This window comes from Caballeronia zhejiangensis, from assembly GCF_022879815.1.
Taxonomy (GTDB): domain Bacteria; phylum Pseudomonadota; class Gammaproteobacteria; order Burkholderiales; family Burkholderiaceae; genus Caballeronia; species Caballeronia zhejiangensis.
Map to the genome: position 1 here is coordinate 1,730,814 of NZ_CP084283.1, position 15,908 is coordinate 1,746,721.

Consider the following 15,908-nt stretch of genomic DNA (forward strand, 5'->3'; position numbering starts at 1 on the left):
CAAGGACCAATCCTTGCGGTTAGATCGGGGTCACGCGGCCAGACAGGCCGCCAAATATCAGTGCGCCATGGTCATTTCTCACTGGAACCAGTGTTCACGTGCTTTCATGATCAACGCCTTAGCGGCATCCTCTTGCATTCCGGTCATTTCGACCAGTTCATCTACTGCCAGCTCCGCGAGATCGTCGCGGGTCTGAATCTGGTGCTCGGCGAGCTTTGCGAGAAGCTCGTTGTCCATGCCGTCGAGGCTCTTCAAATCGAGGGCAACACCTTCCACCTTCTCTTCGTTGGCGATCGCCATCGTGAGGAGCGCGTCGCGCGAGCGATTGCGCAGCTCGTGCACGGTGTCTTCGTCGAACGCTTCGATTTCGAGCATTTCGTTGAGCGGCACGTAGGCGATTTCTTCGAGACTCGTGAAGCCTTCGTCGATCAGGATGTCGGCGACTTCCTCGTCCACATCCAGACGCGCCATGAACAGGTCGCGCAACTTGCCACGCTCTTCGTTCTGCTTCAGCGCGGACTCGTCCGGCGTCATGATATTGATTTGCCAGCCGGTGAGTTCGCTCGCGAGCCTCACGTTCTGGCCGGCGCGGCCGATGGCGACGGCGAGCTCGTTTTCGTCCACGACGACGTCCATCGAATGCTTTTCTTCATCGACGACGATCGACTGGACGGCTGCCGGCGCGAGAGCGCCGATCACGAACTGCGCGGGATCTTCCGACCATAGCACGATGTCGACGTTCTCGCCACCGAGCTCGTTACGCACGGCCTGCACGCGCGAACCGCGGATGCCGACGCAAGTGCCGATAGGATCGATCCGCTTGTCGTAGGCGATCACGCCGATTTTCGCACGCACGCCGGGATCGCGCGCGGCGGCCTTGATTTCCAGCAGACCTTGCTCGATTTCCGGTACTTCGAGTTCGAACAGCTTCATCAGGAACTCGGGCGCGGTGCGCGAGAGTTCGATCTGCGGGCCGCGCGCGGTGCGGTCGACCTTCGCGATGTACGCGCGCACGCGGTCGCCCACGCGCAGGTTTTCCTTCGGAATCAGCTGGTCGCGGCGCAGCAGCGCTTCGACACGGCCCGACTCGACAATGAAATTACCCTTGTCCAGGCGCTTCACCGAGCCGGTCATGATCTTTTCGCCGCGCTCGAGGAAGTCGTTCAGAATCTGTTCGCGCTCGGCGTCGCGCACCTTCTGCAGGATCACCTGCTTGGCGGCCTGCGCGCCGATACGGCCGAATTCGATCGACGGAATCGGCTCCTCGATGAATTCGTCAACTTGCGCGTCGGGCTTTTGCTCCTTCGCTTCGAACAGCAGGATTTCCTGATCCGGCTCTTGCAGGCCGGCCTCGTCCGGCACGACGCGCCAGCGGCGGAAAGTTTCGTGTTCGCCGCTCTCACGGTCGATGGCGACACGAATATCCACGTCTTCCTCGAAGAGCTTCTTCGTTGCCGAAGCAAGCGCAGCTTCCAGCGCTGCGTACACGACGTCCTTGTTGACGTTCTTTTCGCGTGCCAGCGCATCCGCCAGCATCAATACTTCGCGACTCATTGTTTGCGGCTCCTAAAGTCAACCTTGGGGACGAGACGTGCCTTATCGAGGTCCGCGAGCGTGAAATCGAGCATCGCAGCGCCGTCCTTCCCTTCAAATTCCAATCCGATCGTTTCGCCGTCAGGGGCGTGCAGGATGCCGCGGAACGACTTGCGCCCGTCCAGCGGCTTCTTCAATGTAATGGCGACTTCGCTCCCCGCGAAGCGCTCGAAATCCGCCAGTTTCTTGAGCGGGCGGTCGAGCCCCGGCGACGATACTTCGAGCCGGTCGTAGTCGATGTTCTCGACTTCAAACAAATATTGGAGCTGACGGGTGACCTTCTCGCAGTCTTCGATCGCGATACCAGCCGGCTGGTCGATGTAGACACGCAGCATGCCGCCTCCCGAACGCTCGAGATCGACAAGCTCGTAGCCAAGGCTCGAGACCGTGGTTTCAATCAATTCCGTCAGTTGCACAGTAACTCCAAGGTGTTCGCGCGCTCCACGCCGAAACACCTGCGGGCGAGCGCCTTCATGCGGGCGCGCACCCCTGCTCCCGAGATGCCGAACCGAATAGCCAAAAAAAAATGGGCGCAACGCCCACATTTTTCAACCGAGGTCGCACTCAGGGCAGCGAAAGAAAACTACGTGCCCAGCGACTTCATGATTTTAGCCATTTTTCAGGATAAACGCAAACGTAACGCGCACTTTCGCCCCTGTTGGACCCGGTTTCACGCCGGTTTGTCCTAACGATCAGAAAGAGCGAAACGCGAGATTTTCGTCGCCGGGGGCGGACCGATGCTTCGCATCCCGCTTTTGGACTTCCCCCGGCGACGTCTTTGCGATTTTTTACATATCGCGCTCAGCGGCCGCGCGAGCGATTACGCGCGCCCCGGCCCGCGCCGCCGGCTTTGTTCTGGCCAGCGCCCTGCTGTCCGCCGCCCTGGCGATTGCCCCGCGGTGCGTTGCCACCGGCGGCACGCTTGCCGGCGCCGCCCGCGCCCTGCGGACCGCCGCCTTGCGGACGCGCGCCGCGCGGACCCGGCCGTGCGCCGTTAGCGCGATTGCCGTTGGGCTCGTTGCCGATGCGGTTGCCGTTCGGCTCCCGGCCGCCGCGACGGCCCATGCCGCCCCCGTTGCCTGCATTGCCCGTGTTGCCGCCGAATCCGCCCATGCCGCCGAGCCCGAAGCTGCCCGGCACACCGCCCGGCTGGCCGCGCCGGCCGCCGCGTCCCGGCGTCTGCTGCTGCGTCATGCGCGAGTGCGAGCTCAGCACCGGCTCGCGCGTGATGAAGCCCATCGACGTCTGCATCGGATCGGGTTGCACACGCGGCGCGGCGCTGCGTCCGCCCTTCTCGGCCGTCGGCAATTTCAGCCCGACCGACGCCATCAGGCTGCGCACCTGATTGTCCTCGAGCTCTTCCCAGCGGCCGCGCTTCAGGCCGCGCGGCAGCGCGATCGGACCATGACGCGTGCGGATCAGGCGGCTCACCATCAGGCCGGCCGCCTCGAACATACGGCGCACTTCGCGATTCCGGCCTTCCGCCAGCGCGACGTGATACCAGTGATTCGTGCCTTCGCCGCCGCCGTCCTGGATGCGCAAGAAGTTGGCGGGACCGTCGTCGAGCTCGACGCCTTTCAGCAGCTTCTGCTTCATCGCCTCGGACAGTTGTCCGACCACGCGCACCGCGTACTCACGCTCGACGCTGTAGCGCGGATGCATGAAGCGGTTCGCCAGATCGCCGGACGTCGTGAGCAACAGCAGGCCTTCCGTATTGAAGTCGAGACGCCCGACCGCGAGCCATTTGGCGGTTTTCATCGACGGCAGCTTGTCGAACACGGACGGACGCCCTTCCGGGTCGGCATGGCTGACGATCTCGCCCGTCGGCTTGTGATACAGCAGGATGCGCGGCGGCTTGCTCGCGAGCTTGCGCTTGAGCGGCTTGCCGTTGATGCGCACCTGATCGGTCGGCATGATGCGCTGGCCGATATGCGCCGGCTCGCCGTTCACCGATACGCGCCCGGCGATGATCAACTCTTCCATGTCGCGCCGCGAACCCATGCCCGCATCCGCGAGCACCTTGTGCAGCTTCGGCGCGTCTTCGTCCGGTTCCAGCACGCGCTTTTGCGGTGCATTGCGGCCGCGTCGCAGCATCGGGGCGCGCACGCCGGCCGAACCGTTGTCGGCGTCGAAGGCCGGCGAGGTCACGTAGGCGAACACGTCGTCGACGGCTGCAGCAGCCGCGCTCTCGACGGTCGCCGGTCCCGCGTCGCTGCGCTTGCCGCGCTTTTGCTGCGGCGGATTCTTGCGCCGGCCGCCTTCGCGCGGCGCGGGCGCGGCGGCCTGTACGCCGGCCTCGTCCGCTGCTTCGACGCCGGTTTCGCCCGCTTCCGCGCGCGCGCTCTTGCGGCCGCGCGGACTCGCCCCTTCGCCCTTGCGCGGCTTCGCGCCCGGATCCTTGCGCGGGGTACGCACTTGTGCCGCCACGACGCCATCGGGCGGCGTCTCGTTGACGGCGCCCGGCGCGCCTGGCGCAGCGTCGGCGCCCTTGGTCTTCGCGACAGCGCGACGCCGTGCGATCAGGCTGCGCGGCCCGCGGCGCAATCCGCGGCGCGGACGGTCATCGCCCTCGCCGCCTTCATCGGCGCGGTCGGTGCGCGTGCTGTCGCCGGCATCGGCCGACTCAGGTGCGTCCGCGGCGTGCACGGGGCGCGCGGATTCAGGCGAATCGCTGTCGTGGGAGTGTGTCAAAACAACCTCAAATGTCGAATCGCGCGCCCGTCGCGGGCGCGTCAAAAAATCCGCTGACCGGTCCGGCTGGTCGTCTCGAAATAATCTTTATGGAGAGCCGGATTGCCAGATCAGGGGCCATGCAAATTGCGTCAGGCGCGGCGCGCCTTCGGTTCTTCGGAGTCGTCGTCCAGTTCGGCTTCGTTCGATGGACTCGCATCTCTTTCGTCTTCACGCGGCATCGGAACGGGCGCATCGTGCGCGGTGCCCAAAGGCTGTGCGTGAATCCCGGCTGTCGACGCGGCGCGCTCGTCCAGCGCATCCGCACGTTCCGTTCCGAGTCTTTCCTGCTGTTCTTCTGTCTGTTCTTGCTCCGCCGGCCCGGCGGCCGCGCGCTCATCGGCCGAAGCGTCGGGCTCGGCGGATTCCGCCGATTCCAGCGCTTCAACGGCGAAGACCTGCGCCGGGGCGTCAGGTTCCCCGTCATTCGACGCTTGTGGCGTGGCCGGCGGCTCGATGCCCGCCGGCGGCGCATTCCCGGCGATGCTGTCGGGAAATTCGATCGAATGCTGCGCGAGCAGCGATGCTTCGAGCTGCGCCGACGGATTGTCCAGCGCGGGCAACTCGTCGAGCGCGGTCAGGCCGAGATCGTCGAGAAACTGCTTGGTCGTCGCGTACAGTGCCGGGCGGCCCGGCACGTCGCGATGACCGATCACCTCGATCCAGCCACGGTCCTCCAGTTGCTTCACGACCTGCGTGTTCACCGTCACGCCGCGGATCTCTTCGATATCGCCCCGCGTCACTGGTTGCCGATAGGCAATGATCGCCAGCGTTTCGAGTACGGCCCGCGAATACTTGGGCGGCTTTTCCGGGTGCAGCCTGTCGAGATAGGCCCGCATCGCGGGCTTGCTCTGAAAACGCCAGCCCGAGGCAAGCGCGACCAGTTCCACGCCGCGTCCCGACCAGTCGGCCTTGAGCGCTTCGAGCAACGTGCGAACGGTATCCGCCGAAATGTCGTCGGCGAACAGCTTGCGCAATTCATTCAGCCTCAGCGGTTCCTGCGCGCAAATCAAAGCAGTCTCGAGGACGATCTTCGCCTCTTGGGTATTCATGCAGCTTGGGTCAACCCTATATGGTCAATGATTCAATTCAAATCGAGCTTGCGCAGGACCGAACGCCACCAAAATGGTGCGAACGATAAAGCTGGACGCGGAGTTTCAAGACGCGCTCGCCCGATTGTAATCGGTCATATTGATTGGGAGCACGCACCGGGGAGAGGCGTAAAGGGCGATCGGTGAGCGAACGCCGGGCCATCCAGCCGGACGAGGTGGCGCTTTCCTAGGCGAAAGCGCGTGACTGAGCGCCATATTACGCAAAAACAACCGGCGCGTAAAGGTGATCGATTGATCGGCGCCCGGACTCACTCGACGCCGGTCGTGCGCGGCCGACGTCGATCGGCACGGCTCAGGCGACGCCGCGCGCCGTCAGGAATCGCTGCAGGCGTTCGACGCCCGCGTCCAGCCGTGCGGGATCGCACGCGTAGCACCAGCGCACGAAGCCTTCGCCTTCCGGGCCGAACGCGCTGCCCGGCGCAAGTCCGAGACGGGCTTCGCGCACCAGCGATTTGCACAGTTCGAGGCTGTTTTGCGCGCCCGGTAGCGAGAAAAACAGGTACATCGCGCCGTCGGGCGTGCGCACGTCGACGCCCTCGATCGCCTGAAGCGCCCGCACGAGATGATCGCGGCTTGCACGCAGATCCGCGACGAGCGCCTGAGTAAAGCGCTCGCCCTCTTCCACCGCGACGACGCCCGCCTGCTGCACGAACGACGGCGCGCACGACGTGTTGTACTCGACCAGCTTGCCGAGATCGTCCATCAGTTGCGTCGGGGCGACGAGCCAGCCGAGGCGCCAGCCGGTCATCAGCCACGCCTTCGAAAACGAATTCACCGCGATCACGCGCTCGTCGCGCGCGGCGAGATCGAGAAAGGACGGCGCGACGCGAGCGTCATCGCCGTAGTACAGGCGTTCGTAGACTTCGTCCGCGACGATCCAGATTCCGTGACGGCGGCAATGCGCGAGCACGGCGCGCTGCTGATCGCGCGTCATCGTCCAGCCGGTCGGGTTGTTCGGCGAGTTGATCATCAGCATGCGCGTGTTGGGCGTGAGCGCCGCGAGCAGGCGGTCGAGATCGAGCGTCCAGCCACGCGGGCCGTAAGTCAGCGAAACGGTATCGACGCTCGCGCCGAGGATTTTCGGAATCTCGACGAGATTCGGCCATAGCGGCGTCACGGCGACGACGCGATCGCCCGCACCGACCACGAGTTGCGCCGCGAGCATCAGCGCGTTCACGCCGGCGCTCGTCACGGCGATGTGCGCCGGCGTCGTCGCGCCGTGCAGCGCGCTCACGTAGCGGCTGAGCGATTCGCGCAGCGGGGCGATGCCGAGATTGTGCGTGTAGAACGTGGCGCCATCGGCAAGCGCGCGGCTTGCGGCATCGCGGATGAATTGCGGCGTCACGCGATCCGATTCGCCGAACCAGAACGGCAGCACATCGGCGACGCCGAAACCCGCGTTTGCGACCTCGCGGATCTGCGACGGCCTCAACGCCCGCACGGCGTCGCGCGCATTCGGCGCACCCGATGCGTGCGCGCCCGCCAATTGACTCAGTTCGCTGACCACCGCGCCTTCCGATTCACTCATCGCTCGCCCCGTCGTCTTGTCTTAAAAAAGAAGTCTAACGCGCGCGCCGTGATTTTCGCGATGAACGGAGGCTTATCCGAGGTCTTCCGCACGCGGCGGCAGCGAGGCGATCAGCGACCACACCGATTCCGCCGCGGGCGACAGCGAGCGATCGCGCCGCCGCACGAGCTCCACGGTCCGTTCGGCGCGCGGTTCGAGCGGCAACGCGACCAGCGACGAATCCGCCGGCAGCGGCAGCGCGAGCCACGGCAGCACGCTCACGCCGACGCCCGCTTCCACGAGCCCGAACACCGTCGCCGAGTGTCCGAGTTCCTGCACCACTTGCGCCTCGACGCCGTGCTCCTGCATGACGGCATCGATGATCGGCCGGCTGCCCGACGCGTAGTCGAGCATCACGAGCCGCTCGCCCGCGAGCGCTTCCCACGGCACCGCCGTCTCGCGCCCGAGCGGATGATCGCGCCGCGCGACGAGACAGAACGAATCGGTCATCACGGGTTCGCCATGGAGTTCGTCGGAGGAAAACGGGCCGATCACGACGCCGAAATCGACCTCGCCCGACTTCACCTTGCGCAGGACATCGGACTGGACGTCGTCGCGCAGACTCAGCGTGATGAGCGGAAACTGCCGCAAGCACGACGCGATCACGCGCGGCATCAGCCGGCAGGCGACCGTCGGACTCGCCGCGACGATCACGCGTCCGCGGCGCTGCTGGCCGAGATCGCGCACCTCGCGCAGCGCTTCGTCCAGGTCGGCCAGCAGGCGCGACACCGTGCCGACGAGATTCACGCCGACATCGGTCAGCTGAACTTCGCGCGTCGTCCGGTCGATCAGCTTGAGACCAATTTCCCCTTCCAGCTCGCGCACGCACCGGCTGACCGCCGACTGCGTGAGGCCGATTTCATCGCCTGCGCGGCTGAAGCTGCGCAGCCTCGATACTTCGATAAAGACGCGCAGTTGCCGCAACGTCACGTTCAATGGCGCGTTCATTCAGAATGCTCATCAATATCCACAATTCATGCACGAATTATAGCGAGCATTGGTCTGAACTCATGCCCGAACGCGCGTTTCGCTGCGGTGCAGCAAATCCTCACGACGCACGGCGGATGGGCCTATTGCACTTGATTGGTGATTGTCCCGATTTCTTAATCAGTGTGTTTCGGGTCTGATACGGGCCATGCTGGCATCGCGTCAGCCTACTGCCATGCGGGTTTCCCGGATTTAGCAACATGCATGGCACGGTTCTCGCATTTCATTGCGCACAGAGGTTGGAGCCATTCGCGGTTACATCGAACATCGTCCGCCGCAATCGCTCTAGCCTTTCCAGGTATTCGTTCATCGGATTCCGACCAGAGTGCGCGGCGCGGGGCAGCGCACCGGGGTTAGCTTCGCTGAGGTGAGATATGGTGCTGTTCGACGATTTGAGAGATAACGAGTGGGCGCTGGTTGAGGCGTTGTTCTGTTCCGAGCCGGCGCGCAGCGAACGGCGCGGCCGTCCGCGCGTCGAAGCGCGGGCCGTGGTCAACGCGGTTTTGTGGGTGCTGTCGACGGGCGAAGGCTGGTCGAAGCTGCCCGGACGCTACCCGTCCCCGCCGACCTGCCGCCGCCGCTTCGACGAGTGGCAGGCAGACGGCACGCTGGCCGAGATCGTGAAGCGCCTGTCCAGCAACGGCCGTGAAGTGTCGCTGCGCGGACGCATCGGTTCCAGCGCCGCCAAACCGCCCGCGCCGCCGAGCCGCGATCGCCTGCGTGGCGCGTTCTGGACGAACCCGGAATCGTGGCGCGCTCCGGCCAAGATGGCCTGAACGGTTCTTTGCATCGACCGAAGCCGGCGCTCGCTGGCTTCACCCAGACATCTCACCCCTCGCGCGGGCCGCGGCCTGCGCGGATCTTTCTCCTCTTTGCGTTGCCGCATTCGGATGTCGTAGCACAGTCGCGCGCACTGCGTCGTCGACGAAACAACTCTTTACGATTCCTTACAGCGCCCCGGCGGATCGCAGCATAGCTTGGTGATTAATCGAACAAGCCCCACGAAGGCTTCGAGGATTTCACCATGAAGGCATCGACTCTGCTCGCTCATGGCGCCTTCGTCGCGCTGACGAGCACTGCGGCGATGAGCCAGGCGCAGCCGCCACCTCCCGCATCCGACTTTCACGTCAGCACGAAGGCTTCGATGGCCGCGCCGCAGAATGCCGGCCGCAATCGCGATGCGACGCCGCCCGCGCCACGCGGCGACCTGCGCGGCGATATCGCGAGCAACGTGCGCGCGCGTCCCGATACCGAACGCGATGCGCGTTCACAACATCATTGAGTTCGTCTGAACGATGCGCGTTTGACGGAACCACTCCGGCGCGCGGCAGTCACACCTCGTGCCATGAGCACAGCATGGCGACAGTGAGATCCGGTATGCCCGTGTCGTTCGCGATACGGGCACTTTTTTGGGGTATTGCCGTTGGCTGCAGGCAGATTGTCGGCTCTTTCATCCGACGACAACGCTCCCTCGACCCATGCGTCGACTGTCGACCGCTGCCGGCCTCGCTGCCGACGTGTCCGGCAGTGCTAGACTCGCGCCTCCAGGACCGCTTCCTGACCACCGAACGTATAAGGTTCCATGCGGCGCAAGTCCCAGTCGCTGCCACGTTCGTCGCGCGAAAGACGCGTGAATTCGTGCTTGCCGCGTTCGGTCACGACCGCGATATCGACCGGTGCGTGAAATCCGGGCGCGGGCGCCACGGTGCGCTGCCGGGCGAGTTCGAGCAAACCGAGCGCGCGCAAGAGATCGAAAACGTTGGGGCGTTTCGCCCAAGGAACCTGACGATACTGCGCTCGGCGAAGTGCTTCGAGTACAACTTCGTTGGAATACGTGGTCATCTCGTTGTTTCTTCCTGTGCAGCCATGACGACGCTCGTGACGGTCGCAAGACGGTCCGCGACGTCGACTAGACGCGGCGCGCCGAATTCCGATTGCGACGAACGACTCGCAGCCGAATGTTTGGCCACCGCTTGCGTTAGGTGCTGCTTTCTATTCAAGCCCCCGTTGACAGCGCGCTAATCACGCGCTCTGCTGCGACATCCGCCGATGCGTTCCGAAGCACGCGATGACGGAACGAATTGCCCTTAAACCAATACGTTACCCCAATCAAATTGGTTCTATTCACTTTATTGCTGCTTTTTTTTGCGTTATTCGCACTATGGCGACGCCGCCGCATCCAGATTGCGATCATCGTGGCGGCGCTCGCATGGGCGATCGGCGCGGGATGGTTCGCAACGCCTTTGCTCGATCTCGCCCAGCACGGCTATCGTCACACGGACGTGCCTTCGTTCGCACCGAAGACGACGATCGTGCTGATGGGCGGCGGCACGCATCGCAGCGAAGCGGGGCTCGTTCCGAAGTCCAACGCGGTGCGGCGCATCGACGCCGTGGCAACGCTGTATCGCGAATGCCGCGAAACCGGCGCGTCGTGCAAGGTGATTCTGAGCGGCGGCGATCCGGAACATCACGGGCAGGCCGAAGCCGACAATTACGCGCCATACGTGCTTGCGCAAGGCGTCGCTGCGGACGACCTCGTGCGCGAGAATCAAAGCCTCAATACTTACCAGAACGCGCGAAACGTGGCCGGTATTCTCGGCCACGCACATGACAACCGTTTGATCGTCGTCACATCCGCGTATCACATGCGCCGCGCGTTGCGTGCTTTCGAGGCTTTCGGCTATGCGCCGGTGCCGTATGTGTCGGATGTATGGCCCACTCGCCCGACGTTCTTTCCCCGTGTGCGGGGCTTCACGAACAGCGAGCTCGCGATGCACGAACTCGTCGGGCTCGCGCGCTTCGACGTGTATCGCTGGCTGCATCTCTATTAGCGCCTCGTGATTCGGGAGCGAAGCGCATTGATAAGCACTGGAAAATAATTCGACGCTTGTGCTCGATCATGCGCGTCCGCTTTTCGGACAGACGCACGACACACCCTTGCCCGATTCAAGGCTTATGATTCAGGTTGTCTGATCGTCAGACGCGCGAGGTTAGCGGCTGACTTCCCGCACAGCGGGAGCGATTTTTGCTCAGACACAAGTGTCGTTCCAACGGATCGGACAGACGATTCCCAGGTTCCAACTGCCACTCGGAGGTAACAATGAAGAAAGTGTCCCTGGCTGTTCTGTTGTCCCTCAGCGCGGTCGCATCGGCCGCGTATGCCCAGAGCGATCAAGGCGTGACCATGAGCACCGATCCCGCCAAAATCGCTGATGTCGAGTCGCGCGCGCAGGCTCTGCAGTCGCGTCAGGAAAGCCAAAAGATGACCGAGCAGACGCCTTCTTCGCACAAGTCGATGCATCACAAGAAATCGCACAGCAAGCCGGCGGCCCCGAGCCAGTAAGCCGGTTCCCGCTGCAAGGCGCGGGGCCATTCACGCCGCGGTGAGTCGACGCATCGGCTCACCGCGGCGCGAGCAAAATCAGTTTCCCTGCTTCGCGCATTCAGGCGCGTTCGGCGCGATGCGTCACCCAGTCGCCGCCTTCGATGCACGGCAGCCCGGCAGCGGACGCAGCCCCGACGGGATAGATCAGGCAATCGACCCGATCCTTTCTCCCCTCGATTTCCACCTCCACATGCAGGCGATGCGAGCGGAATAAGCCTTCCACGCCCGGATACACATGTTCGATCTCGTCGAGCACGGGCACGAGCGCGTCCTCGATCCGGTAGACATCGCCGCGAATCGGCGCGCCCTTCTCATCGATCACGAGACCAGGATAGTTGCCGAAGTCGAAAAGCTGACCCCGAACGTGGGCGGCACCGATCCATTCGGGCGTAGCGATGCCGTTTCGCGCGGCTGCGTGGTTGATATCGTTGGCCTCGCCCGCGCGCAGCGTGCCGTAGACAAAAACGTATTGCATTGGGAAAAACGCTCCTGTTGTCGCAAAAGGTGACGACGGGCATTATGCGCCGGGCAATATTCGCGGTGCGCCGGGGCGAGCGCTTTCGGCTACCATCGGCGCGTGGCGGTCGATGAATCCGGCCGCCTGCCACCATCAACTCGAGCGAACATGGCCACGTTTGTCGAATCGAACTCGTCGGGCGAAGAAGTCGAGCATCTCGACATTCCCGTCGAGCATTCGCCGACGCTCGATCATCCGATTCGCGTGCGCTCGCGGCCCGTTCCTTACGGCGTGCGGATCGCGCTGCATACGCATCCGTGGGCGCAGGTCGCCTATACGTCGCGCGGGGTCTTGCGTGTCGCGACAGCGGATTCGACTTGGATGGTGCCGCCTTCGCGCGCGATCTGGGTGCCGCCCAATGTCACGCACGAGGTCGTGATCGTCGAGGACGCTTATCTGCGGACGCTTTACGTCGACGCGAGCGTCGTGCCGGCGGGTCTCGGCGCGTGTCGGGTCGTCGAGGTGTCGCCGCTTTTGCGCGAAGTCATCGCGGCGCTCGATGAAGAACCGATTTCGCGTCAGCGCGAGCGACTGCTGGGCACGCTCGCGCTCGATGAAATCATCCGCTCGCAGCCGCTGCCGCTCTCCGTGCCGATGCCGAACGAGAAGCGCCTGCGCGCCCTGTGCAACGCCGTGCTCGCCGATCCGTCGCATTCCGATCTGGAGCGGTGGTCATCGGAGGCCGGCGCGAGTTCGCGCACCATCGCGCGGCTTTTCAGACGCGAACTCGGCGTGAGTTTTTCCCAGTGGCGTCAGCAGGCCGTTCTTGCGCGCGCCATTCCGCTGCTCAGCCAGGGCCGTCCGCTCGCGCAAGTTGCGCGTGAACTGGGCTATCAGAGCCAGAGCGCATTCTCCGCGATGTTTCGCCGTGCGTTCGGCGAAAGCCCGCGCGCATTTTTCGCCCGCGATGGCCGCGACGAGCGCGACATCGACGGCTCTTAGCGCGTGTGCGCGCTTTCTTCAGACGCGCCGCACCATGTGCCGGATTGCGCCGAGCTGCGCGAGCCGCGGTCCGGCCGGCCGGTATCCGAGCCGAATGTAAAGACGCGCCGCGGGGTTATCGACGAACACGCGCAACTGACATTCGGCGAGCCCGCGCGCCCTCGCCCATCGATGCGCCGTGTTAAGCAGAAAGGTCCCGGCGCCGTGTCCACGATAGCCCTTCGCGATCTGCACGTCGCGAATATGCAGCGAATTGTCTTCCTCGGTGACACGCATGACGCCAATGGGAACGCCATCCGCCTGCAGGATGAAATTTTCGGACTCGCGCCAGCTGGAAAGGAAAAGATCGCCGCGCCACACGAGATTGTGACGCCGATAGTAGCCCACCATGTTGTCGTGCGTGAGCGCTTCGGCGAAGGCGAAGTCCGCCATGTTCGCCTGGCGCAGTTGATAGAGCGAGAGGTCTTCGGTCGGGTCGAGCATCGCACGGGCACGAGAAACAGGTGCCTAAACACTAAGACAGTGTGCGCGGGCTGGCAATGGCCATTATCACGGTCGAATGCGCAGGGAACGCGTACGAAAGGGAATCGGATATGGCGAGCGGCGGAAAGCGGGCAAAAAAAATCCAGCCCGAAGGCTGGATTTCCTTAAAACAGCTTGGCGGAGCGGACGGGGCTCGAACCCGCGACCCCCGGCGTGACAGGCCGGTATTCTAACCAACTGAACTACCGCTCCACTTCTTTTCATCGTTCACAGTGTCACTTGTGAACTTGCAGCGCTTTTGACTAGCAGCCGCCGATGTTCTGGCGTCCCCTAGGGGATTCGAACCCCTGTACTCACCGTGAAAGGGTGATGTCCTAGGCCTCTAGACGAAGGGGACTTCAACTTCTGCACACCCTGCGGCGAAAAAAAACCGGCTCTCATTAGCCGGAGTGTTTCTGCTCGCAAGTGTTGGCGGAGCGGACGGGGCTCGAACCCGCGACCCCCGGCGTGACAGGCCGGTATTCTAACCAACTGAACTACCGCTCCACTTCTTTTCATCCGTTCACAGTGTCACCTGCGAACTTGCAGCGCTTTCTACTAGCAGCCGCCGATGTTCTGGCGTCCCCTAGGGGATTCGAACCCCTGTACTCACCGTGAAAGGGTGATGTCCTAGGCCTCTAGACGAAGGGGACAGAAACTTGTGATTCTGTCTTTACTACTGCTCCGCTGATCTACTTGCCGCCGATCAGCGAAGACCGAAATTCTATACAACTTCGTGTTACTTGTGAAGTATTTTTTGCGACTTCCGTTTCCGGAGAACAAGCTTCGCACTACTTCAACTGCTTTCTGCTGTTCTTGGTGGAGGTAAGCGGGATCGAACCGCTGACCTCTTGCATGCCATGCAAGCGCTCTCCCAGCTGAGCTATACCCCCTTGCAGAACAGAAACGAGATTGTATAGGGCGTTTTCGAAGTTGTAAATACCCTCTGACGACTTCATTGAAACTTTTTGCCTCGACAGACGCCGATGCGCGCAATGGATCACGCCCCGCGATCCATTGCGTGGATCTCAACCCGCCGCCTTTTCCAGACGCGCCAACACGACATCGCGTCCGAAGAGCATCAGGACGGCATCGATCGACGGCGTGTGGGTCGTGCCCGCGACCAGCAGGCGCACCGGCATCGCGAGTTGCGGCATTTTCAGCTTGTGCGCGGCGAGCGTCGCCTTGAGCGCGGCCGCGATCGCTTCCTTGGTCCACTCGACGTTCGCGAGCGCCGCACGCAGGTCCGCGATAGCCGGACGCACCGCATCGGTGACGTGCTGCGCGAAGGCGTCCGCATCGATCACCGGCTCACGATAGAACATGGCGGCGTTATCGGCGATTTCCTTCACCGTCGATGCGCGGTCCTTCAAGAGCCCGATCACCTGATCGAGCGGCGCGCCGCCGTCGATCGCCGCGGCATCGATACCGGCCTGCAGCAGGAACGGCTTCGTCAGCTCGGCGAGACGCGCGTTGTCCGCTTCCTTGATGTAGTGCGCGTTGAGCCAGTTCAGCTTGTCGTGGTCGTACTGCGCGGGCGACTTACCGAGATGCTCGAGATCGAACCATTCGACGAACTGCTCGCGCGAGAAAATCTCCGCATCGCCATGCGACCAGCCTAGGCGCGCCAGATAGTTGACCACCGCTTCCGGCAGATAGCCGTTGTCGCGATAGCCCGTCACGCTCATCGCGCCGTGGCGCTTGCTCATCTTCTCGCCCTGCTCGTTCAGCACGGTCGGCAGATGCGCGTACACCGGCACCTCGCCGCCGAGCGCGCGCAGAATGTTGATCTGGCGCGGCGTGTTGTTGACGTGATCGTCGCCGCGAATCACATGCGTGATCTTCATGTCGAGATCGTCGACGACCACGCAGAAGTTATACGTCGGCGTGCCGTCGGGGCGCGCGATCACGAGGTCGTCGAGTTCCTCGTTCGAAATTTCGATGTGGCCTTTCACCGCGTCGTCCCATGCGACCGTGCCCGAGAGCGGATTGCGAAAGCGCACGACAGGCTTCACGCCTTCCGGAACCGGCGGCAGCACCTTGCCCGGCTCGGGGCGCCACGTACCGTCGTAGCGCGGCTTCTCGCCCGCGGCGCGCTGACGCTCGCGCAGCGCGTCGAGCTCTTCCGTCGACATGTAGCAGTGATACGCGAGCCCCTTTTCCATCATCTGCGCGATGACCTCGCGATAACGGTCCATGCGCTGCATCTGATAGAACGGGCCTTCGTCGAAATCGAGCCCGAGCCACGCCATGCCTTCGAGAATCGCATCGACCGACGCATCGGTGGAGCGCTCGAGATCGGTGTCCTCGATGCGCAGCACGAAAGTGCCCTTCATCTTGCGCGCGAACGCCCACGGATAGAGCGCGGAGCGGATGTTGCCGAGATGGATGAAGCCGGTCGGACTCGGAGCGAAGCGTGTGCGGACTTGGGTGGTCATTGCTGTTTACTCGATGAATGGCAGTGCGCCAGGCGCTGAAATGCCGCGCAAAATGAGACGAAATTATACTCGCCGCCCGCTTCGCGCCGGTCCGCGCGCCTTTTGTTTTATGATG

The 15,908-nt window shown here is 63.4% G+C and carries 15 protein-coding genes and 5 tRNA genes; 5 read left to right on the forward strand and 15 right to left on the reverse strand.

Features of this window, described 5'->3' with window-relative positions; translation table 11 throughout:
* Positions 1–78: 78 nt before the first annotated feature.
* The 6 genes from nusA to LDZ23_RS08285 form a co-directional block, all read right to left on the reverse strand.
* Positions 79–1,554: a transcription termination factor NusA gene (nusA, locus tag LDZ23_RS08260; protein WP_008349231.1), complete on the reverse strand. Its 1,476-nt coding sequence runs from the start codon at positions 1,552–1,554 to the stop codon at positions 79–81.
* The gene (rimP, locus tag LDZ23_RS08265; protein ID WP_008349230.1) at positions 1,551–2,009 is read right to left on the reverse strand and encodes a ribosome maturation factor RimP; all 459 of its coding nucleotides are present in this window, start codon (positions 2,007–2,009) and stop codon (positions 1,551–1,553) included. The genes nusA and rimP overlap by 4 nt, the downstream gene beginning before the upstream one ends.
* A gap of 385 nt (positions 2,010–2,394) precedes the next feature.
* A complete protein-coding gene (rluB, locus tag LDZ23_RS08270) occupies positions 2,395–4,284 on the reverse strand; it encodes a 23S rRNA pseudouridine(2605) synthase RluB (protein ID WP_034473207.1) in 1,890 nt (629 codons plus the stop codon).
* Positions 4,285–4,415: 131 nt separating this feature from the next.
* Complete coding sequence (scpB, locus tag LDZ23_RS35110) at positions 4,416–5,375, reverse strand: SMC-Scp complex subunit ScpB (protein ID WP_008349227.1); 960 nt, start codon at positions 5,373–5,375, stop codon at positions 4,416–4,418.
* A gap of 352 nt (positions 5,376–5,727) precedes the next feature.
* The gene (locus LDZ23_RS08280) at positions 5,728–6,963 is read right to left on the reverse strand and encodes a pyridoxal phosphate-dependent aminotransferase (RefSeq protein WP_008349226.1); all 1,236 of its coding nucleotides are present in this window, start codon (positions 6,961–6,963) and stop codon (positions 5,728–5,730) included.
* Positions 6,964–7,035: 72 nt separating this feature from the next.
* Entirely contained in the window at positions 7,036–7,938 is a 903-nt protein-coding gene (locus LDZ23_RS08285) for a LysR family transcriptional regulator (protein WP_008349225.1), read from the reverse strand.
* Positions 7,939–8,363: 425 nt separating this feature from the next.
* On the opposite strand from LDZ23_RS08285, the gene LDZ23_RS08290 reads away from it, so the two are divergent.
* Both LDZ23_RS08290 and LDZ23_RS08295 read left to right on the forward strand, forming a co-directional pair.
* Complete coding sequence (locus LDZ23_RS08290; protein ID WP_008349224.1) at positions 8,364–8,765, forward strand: transposase; 402 nt, start codon at positions 8,364–8,366, stop codon at positions 8,763–8,765.
* 248 nt (positions 8,766–9,013) lie between these two features.
* Entirely contained in the window at positions 9,014–9,271 is a 258-nt protein-coding gene (locus tag LDZ23_RS08295; RefSeq protein ID WP_008349223.1) for a hypothetical protein, read from the forward strand.
* 248 nt (positions 9,272–9,519) lie between these two features.
* On the opposite strand, the gene LDZ23_RS08300 is transcribed toward LDZ23_RS08295, so the two are convergent.
* On the reverse strand, positions 9,520–9,831 hold the full coding sequence (locus LDZ23_RS08300) for a hypothetical protein (RefSeq protein ID WP_008349222.1): 312 nt from the start codon (positions 9,829–9,831) through the stop codon (positions 9,520–9,522).
* Between the two features lie 353 nt (positions 9,832–10,184).
* On the opposite strand from LDZ23_RS08300, the gene LDZ23_RS08305 reads away from it, so the two are divergent.
* The gene (locus tag LDZ23_RS08305; protein ID WP_235366243.1) at positions 10,185–10,820 is read left to right on the forward strand and encodes a YdcF family protein; all 636 of its coding nucleotides are present in this window, start codon (positions 10,185–10,187) and stop codon (positions 10,818–10,820) included.
* 269 nt (positions 10,821–11,089) lie between these two features.
* Positions 11,090–11,332: a hypothetical protein gene (locus LDZ23_RS08310; RefSeq protein WP_008349220.1), complete on the forward strand. Its 243-nt coding sequence runs from the start codon at positions 11,090–11,092 to the stop codon at positions 11,330–11,332.
* Between the two features lie 100 nt (positions 11,333–11,432).
* On the opposite strand, the gene LDZ23_RS08315 is transcribed toward LDZ23_RS08310, so the two are convergent.
* Positions 11,433–11,849 (reverse strand): gamma-glutamylcyclotransferase family protein, encoded by a 417-nt coding sequence (locus LDZ23_RS08315; protein ID WP_034473211.1) that lies wholly within the window; start codon positions 11,847–11,849, stop codon positions 11,433–11,435.
* A gap of 150 nt (positions 11,850–11,999) precedes the next feature.
* Here LDZ23_RS08315 and LDZ23_RS08320 point away from each other — a divergent pair, with 150 nt between their 5' ends.
* A complete protein-coding gene (locus LDZ23_RS08320; protein WP_008349217.1) occupies positions 12,000–12,833 on the forward strand; it encodes an AraC family transcriptional regulator in 834 nt (277 codons plus the stop codon).
* An 18-nt stretch (positions 12,834–12,851) separates the two neighbouring features.
* Here the strand turns inward: LDZ23_RS08320 and LDZ23_RS08325 are convergent, their stop codons facing one another.
* From LDZ23_RS08325 to gltX, 7 genes are all read right to left on the reverse strand, one after another.
* Entirely contained in the window at positions 12,852–13,316 is a 465-nt protein-coding gene (locus LDZ23_RS08325; RefSeq protein WP_008349215.1) for a GNAT family N-acetyltransferase, read from the reverse strand.
* A 175-nt stretch (positions 13,317–13,491) separates the two neighbouring features.
* A tRNA-Asp gene (locus tag LDZ23_RS08330) sits at positions 13,492–13,568 on the reverse strand.
* 69 nt (positions 13,569–13,637) lie between these two features.
* Positions 13,638–13,713 (reverse strand) — tRNA-Glu (locus LDZ23_RS08335).
* Between the two features lie 72 nt (positions 13,714–13,785).
* Positions 13,786–13,862 (reverse strand) — tRNA-Asp (locus tag LDZ23_RS08340).
* Between the two features lie 70 nt (positions 13,863–13,932).
* Positions 13,933–14,008, reverse strand: a tRNA-Glu gene (locus tag LDZ23_RS08345).
* Between the two features lie 164 nt (positions 14,009–14,172).
* Positions 14,173–14,248, reverse strand: a tRNA-Ala gene (locus tag LDZ23_RS08350).
* Positions 14,249–14,383: 135 nt separating this feature from the next.
* Positions 14,384–15,793 (reverse strand): glutamate--tRNA ligase, encoded by a 1,410-nt coding sequence (gltX, locus tag LDZ23_RS08355; RefSeq protein ID WP_244807395.1) that lies wholly within the window; start codon positions 15,791–15,793, stop codon positions 14,384–14,386.
* Positions 15,794–15,908 lie beyond the last annotated feature (115 nt).